This window comes from Bradyrhizobium sp. AS23.2, from assembly GCF_001908185.1.
In the GTDB taxonomy this organism is placed as follows: domain Bacteria; phylum Pseudomonadota; class Alphaproteobacteria; order Rhizobiales; family Xanthobacteraceae; genus Bradyrhizobium.
The window spans coordinates 12835-25190 of the sequence record NZ_LGHM01000033.1; the positions used below are offsets into that span (position 1 = coordinate 12835).

Consider the following 12356-nt stretch of genomic DNA (forward strand, 5'->3'; position numbering starts at 1 on the left):
GAAAACGCCATGTCCAAGCTCGAAATGCTCACGCCCGACAACAGCGCCATCGCCCTCATCGACTATCAGCCCGCCATGTATCAAGGCGTGCAGTCGCACGACCGACTTGTCGTGTTCAACAATATCCAGGTCCTCGCCAGGGCCGCCAAGTTGTTCAAGATTCCGACTGTGCTAACGACGGTCGCCAAGGATTCGTTCTCCGGTCCCTTCATGCCTGAAGTGACCGAGCTTTTTCCGAAGCACAACATCATCGACCGCACCTCGATGAATTCCTGGCTCGACCCGAATTTCCGCAGGCAGTCGCCGCTACCGGCCGGAAGAAGTTCGTCATCGCGGGGCTGTGGACCGAGGCCTGCGTGATGTTTCCGACGCTGGACATGATGCGCGAAGGCTTCGAGATCTATATTGCGGCCGACGCCTGCGGCGATCTCTCGATCGAAGCGCACGATCGCGCGATGGACCGCGCCGTGCAGGCGGGCGCTATTCCGATCACGTCACTGCAATACGTCTTCGAGTTGCAGCAGGACTGGGCGCGCTCCGAGACCTATGAGGGCGTCATGGACATCCTGCGCGCGCATTCGCCCTACGGGATTCAGGTCCGCTTCTCGAAATGGGCGCTCGGCGAGCACGCGTCGGAGGCAGGCACGAAGGCCGCCTGACACGCGGGCGGTGCGGGCGGACTGAGCCCAGTTGAAACGGCATCGTGCGTCAAGCTGCGGGGTCGTGATCCTGCAGCCCACGGATGGAGAAGATCATGAAGGTCTATGTCATTTCGCTGGGAGCGGGCCTGCTGGTCGGGGTCATCTACAGCCTTCTCAGCGTGCGCTCGCCCGCGCCGCCCCTGGTTGCGCTGCTGGGCTTGCTTGGAATGCTGGCAGGCGAACAGATCGTGCCGGTCGCGAGGCAGCTCGCCTCCGGCGAAGGCGTTGCCGCCGCGTGGCGGCAGGCGAAATGCGCACCTCACATGTTCGGGCTGCTGCCCGGGCGGCATACCGAAGCGGCCAAGATCACCCCTGATGTCACGGAGAGGGCATCATGAACGCTCCCGACACGATCCTCCATCACGGTCTCTTCACCACGCTCGACCGCGCAACCCCGACAGCAAGCGCGGTCGCCATCAAGGACGGCGTTTTCACGGCCGTCGGTCACGATGCCGACATCATGAAACTGGCCGGATCCCCGACCAGAGTGATCGACCTGAAGGGACGGCGTGTGCTGCCGGGCCTGATCGACAACCACCTCCACATCATTCTTCAACATGGAGCTGCGATGGGACGGCGTGCGGTCACTTGCCGACGCGATGGCGATGCTGAAGAAACAGGTCGCCATCACACCTCCCCCGCAATGGGTTCGCGTCATCGGTGGCTTCACCGAACACCAGTTCGCCGAGAAGCGTTTGCCGACCATCGACGAGCTCAATGCGGCCGCGCCCGACACGCCGGTGTTCATCCTGCATCTTTACGATCGCGCCATTCTCAACGCCGCCGCACTCCGTGCAGTCGGCTACACCAAGGACACGCCGCAGCCGCCGGGCGGTGAGATCATGCGAGACGCGGGTGGCAATCCGACCGGGCTCCTGCTCGCGAAGCCGAATGCCAACATCCTCTATGCGACGCTCGCCAAGGGCCCGAAGCTTCCGTTCGACTATCAGGTAAATTCCACCCGCCACTTCATGCGCGAGTTGAACCGTCTGGGCGTGACCGGCGCGATCGACGCGGGCGGCGGTTTCCAGAACTATCCGGAGGACTATGCCGTCATCCAGAAGCTCTCCGACGAAGGGCTGCTGACGGTCCGGCTCGCCTACAACCTTTTCACCCAGAAGCCGGAGGGCGAGAAGGACGATTTCCTGAATTGGGCCGCGACCTCGAAATACATGCAGGGCACGGATTATTTTCGCCACAACGGCGCCGGCGAGATGCTGGTGTTCTCCGCGGCCGACTTCGAGGATTTTCGCGTGGCGCGGCCCGACATGCCGCCGGAGATGGAGGGTGAGCTCGAAGAGGTCGTCCGCGTTCTCGTTCAGAACAAGTGGCCGTGGCGGCTGCACGCGACCTATGACGAAACGATCTCGAGAGCGCTCGATGTTTTCGAGAAGGTCGATCGGGACATCCCGCTCGAAGGACTGCACTGGTTCTTCGACCATGCCGAAACCATCTCCGACCGATCGATCGACCGTATCGCCGCACTCGGCGGCGGAATCGCCGTGCAGCACCGCATGGCCTATCAGGGCGAATATTTTGTCGAGCGGTACGGGTATGGCGCGGCCGAAGCGACGCCTCCGGTGAAGAAGATCATCGACAAGGGCGTCAAGGTCTCGGCCGGCACCGATGCGACGCGCGTCGCCTCCTACAATCCCTGGGTTTCGCTGGCGTGGCTGGTGACGGGCCGAACCGTCGGCGGGCTTCGCATCACGCCGCAGCGCAATTGCCTCGATCGGGAGACGGCGCTGCGGATGTGGACGGAGAACGTCACCTGGTTCTCCAATGAGGAAGGCAGGAAGGGCCGCATCGCGGTCGGCAAGTTCGCCGATCTGATCGTGCCGGACCGCGATTACTTTTCCTGCGCCGAGGCCGAGATCGCCGATATCGCCAGCGAACTTACCGTCGTCGGCGGCAAGGTCGTCTACGGCTCCGGCAATTTCGCTGCGCTCGACAAATCGGCGCCGCCGCCGGCGATGCCGGACTGGTCGCCGGTGCGCAGCTTCGGCGGCTACCGCGCCTGGGCGGAAAAGGGCCCCGCGCGGGCGGCGCGGGTACAGGCCGCACAATTCTGCGGCTGTGCCACTAGCTGCGGCGTTCATGGCCATGACCACGCACGCGCCTGGTCGAGCCGGCTTCCGGTTGCCGATCTCAAGAGTTTCTGGGGCGCCCTCGGCTGTGCCTGCTGGGCGGTGCGAGATGCGCGCCAACGCCGATGCGCCGCGCTGGGTCGGAAGCATTTTGGCCTTGCCGTCGCTGTGGCCTCTCGCCCGGCTGGCGCTGGTGTCCGCCTACCTGGTCGGCGGTTTCACCAAGCTGTTCGACTTTGCCGGCGCGATCGGCGAGCAGGAGCACTTCGGACTGTACCCGGGCTGGCTTTGGGCGAGCCTTGCCATCCTTGTCGAACTCGGCGGATCGGCGCTGGTCGTAGCTGGCCGCCAGGTCTGGCTCGGCGCAGGCGGTCTTGGCGTCTTGACCGCCATCGCCATGCTGACCGCCAACAATTTCTGGGCGCTCGCGGGCCATGACCGCTTCATGGCGCTGAACGCCTTCTTCGAGCATCTCGGCCTGATCGCGGGACTCATCGTCGTCGCGCAGCGGAGTGACCATCGACCTGCATTACGCCTGCATTTGCAGCAATCGCTCTATAGCGACGGCAATCGCTCTGGCGCAACAGTCAGTGAAAGCCGGCAGCATCACGGCGACACTCAGCAATGAGCCTGTCGTCAAGGATCGAACATCTCGTCGGATTGTCCGCGCTTTCTCACGCAGAAAGCGTCACTCAGAACGAAGTCGAACGCAGGAGTTTTGAAGATGAATCAGGTGCCCCGCAACACTCAGACGAAGACAAAGGGCCTGGATGAGGCCTCGCACACCGGCACACCCAGGCTCGATGAGTTGGTTCCGTCGCGCTACGCGCTCAAGGTCGGCGACATCGACGTGCTGGTGTTCAGCGATGGGGTGCTGACGCCCCCCGGCCGAGTCGATGGCCACCAACGCCGACCCGGCAGCACGGGCGGCCTGGCTGGACACCATGTTCCTCTCACGGGACGCGTTCGATTGGGCTCTGAACGAAGTGGTGGTGCGCAGCGGCTGCCAGACCATACTCATCGACAGTGGGCTGGGGGCGGAGTACCCGGACTTCCCCCGCGCCGGGCAGTTGGGCCACCGACTGGCTGCCGCCGGCATCGATCTTGGGTCAGTGACAGACGTGGTGCTGACCCACATGCACTTCGATCATGTCGGCGGCCTTCTCGTCGATGGCGTGCAAGAGCAACTGCGCCCAGACCTGCGGATTCACGTAGCCGCTGCAGAAGTCAAATTCTGGGCGGCGCCTGATTTCTCGCGCACCGCCATGCCTCCGGAGCTCGCCGACCTGGCTAACCGGGCAGCCACTCGATTCCTGGACGAATACCGGAGCCATCTGCGACCGTTCGAAGAGGAGCACATGGTGGCGCCGGGAGTGGTCGTCAGTCGCACCGGTGGCCACACGCCCGGGCACAGCGTGGTCCGCCTCAAGTCCGGCGGTGACCAGTTGATGTTCGCCGCCGACGCCGTGTTTCCGGTCTCATTCGATCACCCCGACTGGCACAACGGCTTTGAACACGACCCCGAGGAGGCAGCCCGCGTCCGGGTCCGTCTCTTGCGCGAACTGGCGGCGACCGGCGCGCTGCTGGTGGCCACTCACATGCCATTCCCATCCATCGGCCGGGTCGCGGTTGCCGGCGACGCATTTCGTTGGGTACCGACGTGGTGGGACTACTGACCCCATGTCGGCTTAGGGCCGAGCATTGATCGACTTGCAACCTTTGCAAGCGCGGTCCGTGCCGGATTGAGCAGCAAGATCGAACGTCAGCATCGACCACAGGAGTTTTCGAAATGATCCAGATGATCCGCGATACTCAGCAGACAAACACGAGCCTGCACTACGACGCTCATCCCGCTCGAGACGAACTTGTCCCCTCGCGCTATGCGCTTAAGGTCGGCGAGATCGAGGTGCTGGTGGTCAGCGATGGCGTACTGACGCTGCCAGGCGCGATGTTGGCCCACAACGCCGAACCGGCCGTCCGGGCGGCCTGGCTGGAGGAGAATTTCCTGCCGCCGGACGCGTTCGATTGGGCTCTGAACGCGGTCGTGGTGAAGAGTGGCGGCCGCACCATCCTGGTCGACGCCGGGATGGGTGAGGAATTCCCGTTGCCCCGGGCCGGGCAGTTGCCCCACCGGCTGGAGGCCGCCGGCATAGATCTTTCGACCGTTACCGACGTGGTGCTGACTCATATGCACATGGACCACATCGGCGGGCTGCTCATTGACTGCGTGAAGGAGGTGCTGCGTCCGGACCTGAGGATCCACGTCGCGGCCGCCGAGGTCGAGTTCTGGAAGGCTCCGGATTTCTCCCGCGTCTCCATGCCGGAGGGATTTCCGGACGCGCTCCGGCAATCTGCCAAGCGGTTCTTGAAGGAGTACCGCAGCAAGTTTCGGACGTTCGAGGACGAGTGCGAGGTGGCGCCGGGGGTCAAGGTCTGTCGTACCGGCGGCCACACTCCAGGGCACAGCGTGGTCCGCGTCGCCTCCGGCGGCGAGCGGCTGACATTCGCCGGCGACCTCGTCTTCACGGTCGGCTTCGAACACCCCGAATGGCATAACGGCTTCGAGCACGACCCCGAGGAGGCTGCTCGCGCCCGCGTGCGTCTGTTGCGGGAGCTGGCGGCGAACCGGGAGCTGCTGGTGGCCACGCACATGCCGTTCCCCTCCGTCGGCCACGTGGCCGTCGACGGCGACGCCTTCCGCTTTGTCCCGGCCTTCTGGGATTACTGATGCCGTCGGGCCGCGTTTCGCAAAGTAGAGCGCGGCCCGCTCGCCCATGACATCCGCCGTTACGATTGGGCCATCGCCGACGGCGTGCCGAGAATACCATGTCGACACCTACCGGTGCTCTCGAGCAGCAAGCCAAGACCGGCCTGCGACCATCGAGTCAGCCTGACCGGCACGGCAATTTTGAAGAGGGTTGGACGGCACGATAGCCAAGAGTGAACGGACCTATCAGGAGGACACCATGGCGCATCTCAACAGGAAAAAGATGATCGGTCTCGTTCTGTGCCTCGGCGCCGTCGCGGTCGTGGCCGCTGGATGGGGCTATGCTTATTCGGGCGAGACGTCGACCGACAATGCTTACATTCGCGGCGACGTGACCTCGCTCGCTCCGAAGGTTTTGGGCTACGTCACCGCGGTGGAGGTACAGGACAATCAACCTGTCCAGGCGGGTGACGTGCTGTTCCGCATCGACGATCGCGACCATCGCGCGCGGCTCGCGCAGGCAGTCGCCAATATCGAGGCAGCGCAAGCCCGCCTCACGAATGTCGATGCGGAGACCCACCTTCAGCATGCCATGATCCGGCAAGCCGAAGCTCAAAGACTTGCGGGCGTTGCCGAGATGAATCTGGCCCGCAAGGCCTCCGACCGGCGCCGCGAACTGATCCGCACCAATGCAGTCAGCCAGGCCCAGGTCGATGAGAGCGACGCGGCGCTGTCAAAAGCCGAGGCGACCGTTGCCGCGGCGGCAGCGACAATCGAGGCTCAGAAGCAGCGCATCGCCGTCCTCGCCAGTCAGCGCGAAGCTGCCGTCGCGGCGGTGGCGCAGGCAGAGGCCGCACGCGACCTCGCCCAGATCGATCTCGACAACACGGTAGTGCATGCACCGGTCGAAGGCGTCATAGGCAATCGACAGGTTCGCGTCGGACGTCTTGTTGCACCCGGCACCGCCCTCCTCGATATCGTCCCGGTCAGGGATGTGTGGGTGGTGGCGAATTTCAAGGAAACTCAGGTCGAGCATATCCTGCCTGGCCAGCGCGCCCGCATTATCGTCGACGGTTACAGGCACACATCGCTTGACGGCGTGGTGGACAGCTTTGCGCCCGGCAGCGGCTCCGCCTTCAGCATGCTACCCACCGACAACGCGACAGGAAACTTCGTTCGCGTCGTGCAGCGCGTACCGGTAAAGATCCGCTTCGCCAACAATCCTTTGCCTGGCCGCCTCGTTCCGGGTCTGTCGGCGCGCGTCGACATCGATCGCCGGAGCGGCCCATGACCGCGCTGATCACCCTCAGCCCAACCCGCGATCGATCCGCGGCAGGAGCCTTGCTCGTCGCGGGCATCGTGCTGGCGACGCTCACGGACGCGCTGGCGAGCACGGTGCTGTCGCTCGGGCGCGGCTACATCATCGGCGACACCCATGCAACGCCTGATGAATTTGCCTGGCTCGACATCGGATATACCGCCATGAAGCTGATCGGCTTCCTGGCCGCATCCACGCTGATCCAGCGCGTCGATTCCCGTCTCCTGATCATCGCATCGACCCTGGCGATGGGCGCGGCGTGCGGCATGACACTCGTCACCACCCGGCTCGACCTGCTCATTGCGCTGCGCATCATGCAGGGCTCTTCCGGTGCCATCCTGCTCGTCGCCGGCCAGACCATGATTTTCCACGCCTATCCGCGACCCCAGCAGCCGATTCTGCAAGCCCTTTTTGCGATGGGATCCGTTGTCGCCCCCGCGACGATCGCGCCGGCCTTGCAAGGCTGGTTGATCGACAGCCGCTCCTGGACGTGGATCTTCTTCAGCGTCATTCCGCTGGCTCTCGCGGCGGCCGGGCTGCTGATGGTCGCTGATAGCCCGAAGGCCTCTCGGCCCGTCCGCCGCCCGGTCGACTGGATCGGCTTGTCGCTGATCTCGGTCTCTGCTTTCTGCTTCACCTACGTCCTCAACCAGGGCAGCCGATGGGACTGGTTCGGCGAACCCGGCATCCTGTGGTCGACCGTGATCGGCACCGCCGCGCTGCTGGTATTTCTCGGCCAGCAATTGCTGGCCGGGGGCGAGGGCCTGCTCGACTTCACCCTCTTCAAGTGTCAAGATTTCTGCTTCGCCTTCGTCGTCAGTTATGTCGCCGGCGCCGCACTGTTCGGCAGCGCGTTCCTGATCCCGTCCTTTGCGGTGTCCGTGCTCGCCTTCAGACCGACCGACGCCGGGCTGCTATTGCTGCCGAGCGGTGCGTCCTTCGTTGCCACGCTGCTGGCCGCAGCCTTCCTGATGCAGGTTCGTCGCGTTCCTCCGGCAGCCACGGTACCGCTCGGCATCCTGATGATCATGGTGGCGATGTGGATGCTGTCCGGCTCGACCCGGGAAAGCGGCGCGCATGACATGATGTCCGCCATCCTGCTGCGCGGCCTCGGTCTTGGCTTCCTGTTCCTGTCGATCAACCTGATCGCCTTTGGCGACCTTAACAGAAACAACCGCGCCGCCGGCATCGGTCTGTTCAATACCGGCCGGCTGCTTGGCGGCCTGATCGGCGTGGCCGGCCTCGAGACGCTGATCGAGCACAACATCGTCGGCAATTTGACGGTGCTCGGCGCCAACGTGACATCGAGTGCTCCTGCTGTCGGCGAGCGCCTGACCACGACGGCAGCGATGCTCGCGGCAAGAGGATTGGACACGATGGCCGGCCCGGCCGCGATCACCCTCCTCGACCGGGCCGTGATCGGTCAGTCCACCGTGATCGCCTTCGACACAGCGTTTAACGCGATCGCCCTGCTCTTTGTATTTGCTGCGCCCATGCTGGTCAGCGTCAAGATCGTGCTGCACCGCTATATGCATGCTGCGCAGCTTTCACATGCCCAGGACCCGCAGCTCGCCGCCATCGCAAACTCTGACGACGGCGACAGGACAGCGCACAATCTCGACACCTATCGGATACCCTTCCGGCATGAAGACGCCTTCGCCCTCGCTGATCGCAGCGTTGCTTGATCGCCCTGACATCGAGCACGCACGCACGATCGCGATCCCAGCTACATGGTTAACTAACTTTCCAGCAAGTTTTACCGCGCCCCCGATCTGACTGCCGGGATATCGTAGATCAGGCCGACCACGATGCGGCAGCTTCATACGCCGGCATCCATGTGAAGCCTCGATCATCACCTTGGGGTAGACGCCGGCGCCCGGCTTCCTCGCGCGGCTTGCGCCTGCGCTGATCCGCTTCGGATCGGAAACCATCGGGTCCCCCAACTGGCCCGGCGGACCCAAGCTATCCGCACGAAGGAATTCGAAACCGGCGCAGCCCCGTGAAAATTCAATAATAGTGCCTTTTCGGCAGGCGTTTTTATTGGTTCGCCACATCGGGTCTTAGGGGACGTACTATGCGCGTCGACATCGTCTAAAGCCACTCTAACCCGCTTCTTGTCGCGATCTATTCCAGTCACTTGCAGAAGCGTTAGGGGACGTACTATGCCCGGCGCCGCATACAGGAAGCGAAAGCCCACCAACTCGGTGGGCTTTCGTTCTCAAAGTCTGTGTCCATGCCAGGTACGTGAGGCGGACGGCTTATCCTAAGAGCCGAGCCAAAAAGCTCTACAAGCGGACAATACAAGTCGATCAGGACAGGGAAGCTGACGAAGACGCCGTTAAATTCGAGGCTTTCGTTGGAATGGCCCCAACCCGCTTTCTTGACCTTTTTGAAATGGTTCCGCGGAATACGGTTTTATCTTTCCTTTTTTGTTCTGACAGCTCTATTTGTCAAGGCGGAGCGAAGGACGGACCCGTAAAGATGGACGCACCGGCCGAAGGCCGACCCGAAACCGGCCTTTCCCACCGCAAGATCATCCACATCGACATGGACGCCTTTTACGCGTCGGTCGAGCAGCGGGACGATCCGGACTTGCGAGGCAAGCCCGTCGCGGTCGGCGGCTCGGCGGAACGCGGCGTGGTGGCAGCGGCGAGCTACGAGGCCCGCAAGTTCGGAGTCCGCTCGGCGATGGCGTCCGTCACCGCCAAGAGGCAGTGTCCGGACCTGATCTTCGTAAAACCGCGATTCGAAGTCTACAAAGCGATCAGCCGGCAAATCCGCGACATCTTCGCGGAGCACACGCCGATCATCGAACCGCTGTCGCTGGACGAGGCCTATCTCGACGTCACCGAAAACCTTCAGGGCATCCCCCTTGCCCGCGACGTCGCGCTGCGGATCCGCGAGAAGATCAAGGCCGAGACGGGCCTCACCGCTTCGGCCGGCATCAGCTACAACAAGTTTCTGGCGAAGCTCGCCTCGGATCACCGGAAGCCGAACGGTCAGTACGTCATCTCTCCGGAGATGGGCGCTGCGTTCGTGGAGTCGCTGCCGGTCGGCAAATTCCACGGCATCGGTCCGGCGACGAGCACGAAAATGAATGGCCTAGGCATCTTCACCGGAATGGACATCCGCAACCAGACGCTCGAGTTCATGAACGCCAACTTCGGCAAGTCCGGCACCTATTATTACTGGATCTCGCGCGGCGTCGACGATCGTCCCGTCCGCGCCAACCGCATCCGCAAGTCCATCGGCGCCGAGAACACGTTCTCGATGGACCTCACAACATTCGACGCGATGGCGGCCGAGCTCCGGCCGCTCGTCGACAAGGTCTGGCGTCACTGCGAGGGCACGGGGAATCGGGGGCGGACGGTGACGCTGAAGGTCAAGTTCTTCGACTTCGAGATCATCACCCGCAGCAGGTCCGTCGTGGCGCCGGTTCCGAGCCGGGACGATCTCGAAAGCCTCGCCGTCGGCCTGCTGCAGGCCGAGATGCCGATGCCTAAGTCCGTGCGGCTACTGGGGGTCTCGCTGTCATCGCTGCAGGCTAGTGATCTAGCCGAGCCTCAGCTGGATCTGCCGATCTGAGGCCATTATCCCTTGAAAAATGCTATCAAATATTTGACTTTGATAGCATCGCCGGCCGTCTCTGGAGGACGCCATCATGGCCGATGTTGTAACCTCTCCGAGGAGGCGCAACGCGCTCTGAAAGTCCGCGCGGCGCAGCACAATCGCAGCGCGGAAGCGGAAATGCGCCATTCTGGAGGCCGCCGTGCGTCCCGAGGGCCGGCGGCGGCTCGGCACCGCCCTTTCGGAGATGAGCCGGAAGATCGGCCTCAACAATGCCGATGTCGAGGCACTTGAACATGGCCGCGACACGCGTCCCGCTGAGCCGATGCGCTTCGAATGATCTTGCTCGATACCAATGTGGTCTCCGAGGCGATAAAGCCCGAACCGCATCCATCGGTCCGTGACTGGCTCGACGCCCAGGCGGCCTAAACGGCACCCGAAAGTTTCTCCTGACTGGACGTGCGGCGGCGCGGCCTATCCGACTTCAAGATCGTGGATGATCGGTTTCAGTCCGTCGAGCGTGACTTCGAGGCTCGCAACCGTGATCGGCAGCTTGAAGCATCGGCGCCCGGCACTGCCGGGATTCACGTAGAGCAAGCCGTCGACGTTAGCGATCTTCGGAACGTGGGAGTGGCCGGAAACAATGACGTCGATGCCCTCAGCTACGGCATCGACCTGCAGGGTGTTGAGGTCGTGCAGAACGTAGAACAGTCGTCCAGCGAGCCGCACGAACTCGGTTTCGGCAAATTCGGTGGCCCACTCGCCCGTATTCACGTTTCCTCTGATCGCCGTGACGGGGGCAATCCTCCGCAGCGCGGTGATGATCTCGGGATCGCTGATGTCGCCGCCGTGAATGATTTGGTCGACATAGGCCAGCACGCGCAGCACCTCCGGCCGAAGCAGGCCGTGCGTATCCGAGATGATGCCGATCGTGAAGGTCATCGAAGCGTCCGGTCGAAGCACCCTATCGCGCGTTGAGCCGCAGCGGTCGATCGAGGAGATTCGCACCGCCGGTGCCCCCGGACGTCAACCGCCTATGCCGACTTCCGCCGTTGACCCGTCGCGGGCTTCTTCGCCGCCGCTTCCTTCGCCGGCTTCTTGCCTTGGATCGGCATCAACATCTCTTTCTGGCCCGCCGCAGCCTTGCGCGGCTTCTTGGCGGGCTTGCCCGCCTTCGCCGGCGCGACCTCCCGACCGACGCTCTGCCGCAGCGCCTCCATCAGATCGACCACGTTTTCGCCTTTGGGCCGCTCCTTCGGACGGATGGTCTTGCCGGCACGCTTCTGGTTGATCAGGTCGACCAGCGCGCTCTCATAGTGGTCCTCGAACGGCAAGCATCCCGATTGTGTCCGGAGCATCTGTGCAATGCAAATCTCGGCAAATCCTGGCGAAGGCTTATCCCTGTGCATTGACCACATTCCCTGAGAGCCGCCTAAGAAAAAGCTATCTCGCTGATGTCGATCGTCAGTCTCCTTGGCGACACCCTGATGGAAGAGATTGCTGCCGGCGCCCCAGGCCTCCAGCGCCGCGAGCTGGCGCACGTCGAGACCAACGTGCCGACATCGCTATCGCATCAGTTCGCGGTTTCCGTCACACTGACGAGCCTCGTGTTTTGGTTCATGCTGGGCGGGGTGACGAATGTCGCGTTTGCGCATTTCGACCGGGGTACCTTGGGAGCGTCGCCGCATTCAATCCCGTGTCGTCGCAAGGCGAGAATCTAAAAGGCGGTCTGACACCTCCCAAGAGTCAGCTTGTGGCCTGAACAACCGAAGCTCGACGTCCGCTGCTATATCCGGTCCAGATTGCAAAAGTCCCCTCCGGCGTCGGGACCAATTTTATCTAAGAGCCGCTGGCGCGCTTGGCGCAGGTCGGCGGCTCCAACGCGCGAGGTCAGACCATGACCCAAAAGATCCCGTGAACTCGATGATGGTGTGAAGGTGGCGTCCTGCAAGCGCAGGTAGTGCCCTGAGCGAGTA

At 63.1% G+C, this 12356-nt stretch carries 8 protein-coding genes and 6 pseudogenes; 12 read left to right on the forward strand and 2 right to left on the reverse strand.

Going from position 1 to position 12356, the window contains the following annotated elements:
• Positions 1–9: 9 nt before the first annotated feature.
• The 11 genes and pseudogenes from AC630_RS06890 to AC630_RS46760 form a co-directional block, all read left to right on the forward strand.
• Positions 10–659: pseudogene (locus AC630_RS06890) on the forward strand (hydrolase).
• Between the two features lie 95 nt (positions 660–754).
• Positions 755–1039: a XapX domain-containing protein gene (locus AC630_RS06895; RefSeq protein ID WP_074117821.1), complete on the forward strand. Its 285-nt coding sequence runs from the start codon at positions 755–757 to the stop codon at positions 1037–1039.
• Positions 1036–2893: pseudogene (locus tag AC630_RS06900) on the forward strand (amidohydrolase); the annotation flags it as partial. The gene AC630_RS06895 and the pseudogene AC630_RS06900, both read left to right, overlap by 4 nt.
• A 4-nt stretch (positions 2894–2897) precedes the next feature.
• A complete protein-coding gene (locus tag AC630_RS06905; RefSeq protein WP_083636136.1) occupies positions 2898–3416 on the forward strand; it encodes a DoxX family protein in 519 nt (172 codons plus the stop codon).
• A gap of 96 nt (positions 3417–3512) precedes the next feature.
• Positions 3513–4464, forward strand: a pseudogene (locus AC630_RS06910) (MBL fold metallo-hydrolase).
• A gap of 113 nt (positions 4465–4577) precedes the next feature.
• Positions 4578–5516 carry an MBL fold metallo-hydrolase gene (locus AC630_RS06915; protein ID WP_074117756.1) on the forward strand — a complete coding sequence of 313 codons (939 nt, stop codon included), beginning with the start codon at positions 4578–4580 and terminating at the stop codon, positions 5514–5516.
• A 238-nt stretch (positions 5517–5754) separates the two neighbouring features.
• The gene (locus AC630_RS06920) at positions 5755–6786 is read left to right on the forward strand and encodes an HlyD family secretion protein (protein WP_074117822.1); all 1032 of its coding nucleotides are present in this window, start codon (positions 5755–5757) and stop codon (positions 6784–6786) included.
• Positions 6783–8498: an MFS transporter gene (locus AC630_RS06925; protein WP_083636137.1), complete on the forward strand. Its 1716-nt coding sequence runs from the start codon at positions 6783–6785 to the stop codon at positions 8496–8498. The genes AC630_RS06920 and AC630_RS06925 overlap by 4 nt, the downstream gene beginning before the upstream one ends.
• 796 nt (positions 8499–9294) lie before the next feature.
• Positions 9295–10398, forward strand: coding sequence for a DNA polymerase IV (gene dinB / locus AC630_RS06930; protein ID WP_074117757.1), 1104 nt, complete (start codon positions 9295–9297; stop codon positions 10396–10398).
• A gap of 42 nt (positions 10399–10440) precedes the next feature.
• Positions 10441–10720: pseudogene (locus AC630_RS06935) on the forward strand (FitA-like ribbon-helix-helix domain-containing protein).
• Positions 10717–10806: pseudogene (locus AC630_RS46760) on the forward strand (VapC toxin family PIN domain ribonuclease); the annotation flags it as partial. The pseudogenes AC630_RS06935 and AC630_RS46760, both read left to right, overlap by 4 nt.
• Positions 10807–10854: 48 nt before the next feature.
• On the opposite strand, the gene AC630_RS06945 reads toward AC630_RS46760, so the two are convergent.
• Both AC630_RS06945 and AC630_RS06950 read right to left on the reverse strand, forming a co-directional pair.
• On the reverse strand, positions 10855–11322 hold the full coding sequence (locus tag AC630_RS06945; protein ID WP_074117758.1) for a metallophosphoesterase family protein: 468 nt from the start codon (positions 11320–11322) through the stop codon (positions 10855–10857).
• Between the two features lie 92 nt (positions 11323–11414).
• Positions 11415–11708 (reverse strand): annotated as a pseudogene (locus AC630_RS06950) (non-homologous end joining protein Ku); the annotation flags it as partial.
• A gap of 126 nt (positions 11709–11834) precedes the next feature.
• Between AC630_RS06950 and AC630_RS06955 the strand changes: the two are divergent.
• Entirely contained in the window at positions 11835–12101 is a 267-nt protein-coding gene (locus AC630_RS06955; RefSeq protein WP_074117759.1) for a CbtA family protein, read from the forward strand.
• The last annotated feature ends 255 nt before the right edge of the window (positions 12102–12356 follow it).

Bases quoted from the DNA above. Each gene is read 5' to 3' on its own strand.
- AC630_RS06920 (WP_074117822.1), top strand. From the start codon at position 5,755: ATGGCGCATCTCAACAGGAAAAAGATGATCGGTCTCGTTCTGTGCCTC.
- AC630_RS06955 (WP_074117759.1), top strand. From the start codon at position 11,835: ATGTCGATCGTCAGTCTCCTTGGCGACACCCTGATGGAAGAGATTGCT.
- AC630_RS06905 (WP_083636136.1), top strand. From the start codon at position 2,898: ATGCGCGCCAACGCCGATGCGCCGCGCTGGGTCGGAAGCATTTTGGCC.
- AC630_RS06895 (WP_074117821.1), top strand. From the start codon at position 755: ATGAAGGTCTATGTCATTTCGCTGGGAGCGGGCCTGCTGGTCGGGGTC.
- AC630_RS06915 (WP_074117756.1), top strand. From the start codon at position 4,578: ATGATCCAGATGATCCGCGATACTCAGCAGACAAACACGAGCCTGCAC.
- AC630_RS06925 (WP_083636137.1), top strand. From the start codon at position 6,783: ATGACCGCGCTGATCACCCTCAGCCCAACCCGCGATCGATCCGCGGCA.
- AC630_RS06945 (WP_074117758.1), bottom strand. From the start codon at position 11,322: ATGACCTTCACGATCGGCATCATCTCGGATACGCACGGCCTGCTTCGG.
- dinB (WP_074117757.1), top strand. From the start codon at position 9,295: ATGGACGCACCGGCCGAAGGCCGACCCGAAACCGGCCTTTCCCACCGC.